The organism is Acidithiobacillus concretivorus (assembly GCF_018853445.1).
GTDB classification, from domain to species: Bacteria; Pseudomonadota; Gammaproteobacteria; order Acidithiobacillales; family Acidithiobacillaceae; genus Acidithiobacillus; species Acidithiobacillus concretivorus.
Genome location: NZ_JABELD010000101.1, coordinates 1 through 752, shown reverse-complemented (window position 1 = coordinate 752; position 752 = coordinate 1). Strand labels below are relative to the sequence as shown.

At 56.1% G+C, this 752-nt stretch carries 1 protein-coding gene; it reads left to right on the top strand.

The genetic code is table 11. The features are described 5' to 3' along the window. Nucleotides 1–366: hypothetical protein (locus HJG40_RS11900; RefSeq protein WP_215864394.1), on the top strand; the 366-nt coding region annotated here is incomplete at its 5' end. Nucleotides 367–752: the final 386 nt, after the last annotated feature.

Below are 752 nucleotides of genomic sequence, written 5' to 3'. Positions count from 1 at the left end.
ACCGAGGCCGGGAAGGCCATCAGCCAGGCTTCCGCCTGGTTTTCCTGGAAATGGGTCATCCTGTTCGCTGCCGGATTCTTCGGAATCTGTCTGATGGCTTATATTTCCCTGGCCTGGCAGTTCCACGAAGTCCAGAACCTCCGCCAGCAGAAGGCCACGCTCAGCGCAGAAATCCCCCGGATGCAGGCGACCGTGGCAGAGCTGGCCAAGCACGGCGGGAACGTGGTCTGGAACCATTGCGGCGGAAGACTGTGTTTCGAGGTCAGCAACAATCAGGGAACCTACAGCAACGGCAGCCCATTGCCACTCGGCGCATGGACCACAGACCACGGCAAAACAGAACTGGTCATTCCCAAAGGGTATTAGGGGTCCCCTCAGAAAACGGAATATAAAACCCGTTAAGCTCCTGCGAAAGGCCGCAGCGGCCGATATTTTCCCTGCTTGGGGGTGTAAGCCGGAACCCCAGAGAATTCTGTCAGGAAACATCGGCGGCAGAGTTTCCGAGCATCACACCTGACCGACATGGTTTTCCGACAGCCCGCACCAGGGGGTTTTGGTCTTTGGTGGATACCCGTGCATACCCAACAGGATATTCTCAAAACCCATAAAATCCAGTGGAATTGATCATGGGGGTGTAAGCCCAAACCCTCGAAAATTTTGTTTGGCCTCGTAATTCCCTATTCCAAGAGCAAATCGGCCACCAACGCATCGAGATCGACCGCCTTGCCCTCGCCCCGGAACGTGTAGTGGCC